Origin of the sequence: Arthrobacter agilis (assembly GCF_002953615.1) — a bacterium.
In the GTDB taxonomy this organism is placed as follows: Bacteria; Actinomycetota; Actinomycetes; order Actinomycetales; family Micrococcaceae; genus Arthrobacter_D; species Arthrobacter_D agilis_B.
Map to the genome: position 1 here is coordinate 869,873 of NZ_CP024915.1, position 2,170 is coordinate 872,042.

Sequence of the window (2,170 nt, forward strand, 5' to 3'; positions counted from 1 at the left end):
GAACGGTCCGAGGCGAACGACGCGGTCGTCGCGGCGCTGACGCACACCATGGACCAGTTCAACGTCGATGCCAAGGTCACGGGCTTCTCGCGTGGCCCCACGGTGACGCGCTACGAGATCGAGCTGGCCCCCGGCACCAAGGTGGAGCGGGTCACCGCCCTGTCGAAGAACATCTCGTACGCCGTGGCCAGTTCCGACGTGCGGATCCTCTCGCCCATCCCCGGCAAGTCGGCCATCGGCATCGAGATCCCCAACACGGACCGCGAGACCGTCTCCCTCGGGGACGTGCTGCGCTCCGGCAATGCCCGCAAGACCGACCACCCGATGGTGATGGGCGTGGGCAAGGACGTCGAGGGCGGGTTCGTCGTCGCCAACCTGGCCAAGATGCCGCACCTCCTCGTTGCCGGCGCCACGGGCGCCGGCAAGTCCTCGTTCGTGAACTCGATGATCACCTCCATCCTGATGCGCTCCACGCCCGACGAGGTGCGCATGGTCATGGTGGACCCCAAGCGCGTCGAACTCACCGCCTACGAGGGCGTGCCGCACCTCATCACGCCGATCATCACCAATCCCAAGAAGGCGGCGGAGGCGCTGCAGTGGGTGGTCCGCGAGATGGACACGCGCTACGACGACCTCGCGAACTACGGCTACAAGCACATCGACGACTTCAACAAGGCGGTCCGGAACGGCAAGGTCGTCCCGCCCGAGGGGTCCAAGCGCGTCGTCCGGCCCTATCCGTACCTGCTGGTCATCGTCGACGAGCTCGCCGACCTGATGATGGTCGCCCCGCGCGACGTCGAGGACTCGATCGTGAGGATCACGCAGCTCGCGCGCGCCGCCGGCATCCACCTCGTCCTCGCGACGCAGCGGCCATCGGTCGACGTCGTCACGGGCCTGATCAAGGCGAACGTGCCGTCGCGCATGGCGTTCGCGACGTCGTCGGTCACGGACTCCCGCGTGGTCCTCGACCAGCCGGGCGCGGAGAAGCTGATCGGCCAGGGCGACGCCCTCTTCCTGCCGATGGGAGCGTCCAAGCCGATGCGCGTGCAGGGCGCGTGGGTCACCGAATCGGAGATCCACCGCGTCGTCGAGCACGTGAAGGGCCAGCTCCAGGCGGTGTACCGGGAGGACGTCGCGGTCGACGCCCCGAAGAAGCAGATCGACGACGACATCGGGGACGACCTGGAGGTCCTGCTGCAGGCCACCGAACTGGTGGTCACCACGCAGTTCGGCTCCACCTCCATGCTCCAGCGCAAGCTGCGCGTCGGATTCGCCAAGGCAGGGCGGCTCATGGACCTGCTGGAGTCGCGCGGCGTCGTCGGCCCCTCCGAGGGCTCCAAGGCCCGCGACGTCCTCGTCAAACCGGACGACCTCGAACCGGTCCTCGCGGCCATGCGCGGGGACGAGCCGCCGGCCCCGTCCCGTGCCGTGGCCCCCGAACCGATCGACCTCGTCGCCGACGACCTCGCCTCCCGCGCGCAGGCCGTGGACTACTACGACGGCGCGGACGCCTCGGACGGCGGCGACGACGGTGACAACGACGCGTGGAACCTCACCGGCAGGTAGCCTGACATCGTGAGTACCTCCCCGAGCCCGGCGGTGCCGGTCCTGAACATCGCGAACGTCCTCACCGTCGTGCGCATCCTGCTCGTGCCGTTCTTCATCTGGTTCCTCCTGCTCGACGACGGACGGGCAGGGCTGTTCCGCTGGCTGGCGGTCGCGACGTTCGTCGTCGCCATCTACACGGACAAGCTCGACGGGGACCTCGCCCGCAGCCGCGGCCTGATCACCGACTTCGGGAAGATCGCCGACCCGATCGCGGACAAGCTGCTCATCGGATCCGCGCTGGTGCTGCTCTCGGTGCTGGGCGAGCTGTGGTGGTGGGTCACCATCCTCATCCTCGTCCGCGAGATCGGCATCACGCTCCTGCGGTTCGCCGTCATCCGGTACGGCGTCATGCCGGCCTCCCGCGGCGGCAAGCTCAAGACCGTCGTGCAGACCGTCGCGATCCTGCTGTTCCTCATCCCCTTGCAGGCGGTCGCGGGGGACTGGGCCTGGTGGCTCGCCGCGGCCGTCATGGCCGCCGCCACGGTGATCACCGTGGTGACCGGCGTCGACTACATCGTCCAGGCGATCCGCCTGCGGGCGGGCGCCCGCCGGTGACGTCCGC

2 protein-coding genes are annotated in these 2,170 nt (G+C 69.0%); both read left to right on the forward strand.

Annotated features, from left to right (window positions below; translation table 11 throughout):
• Positions 1 to 1,566, forward strand: a 1,566-nt coding sequence (locus tag CVO76_RS04200) for a DNA translocase FtsK (RefSeq protein ID WP_208740813.1), incomplete at its 5' end; no start/stop codon positions are given.
• 6 nt (positions 1,567 to 1,572) lie between these two features.
• Positions 1,573 to 2,163, forward strand: a complete 591-nt coding sequence (gene pgsA / locus CVO76_RS04205) for a CDP-diacylglycerol--glycerol-3-phosphate 3-phosphatidyltransferase (protein WP_432206150.1) — start codon at positions 1,573 to 1,575, stop codon at positions 2,161 to 2,163.
• The last annotated feature ends 7 nt before the right edge of the window (positions 2,164 to 2,170 follow it).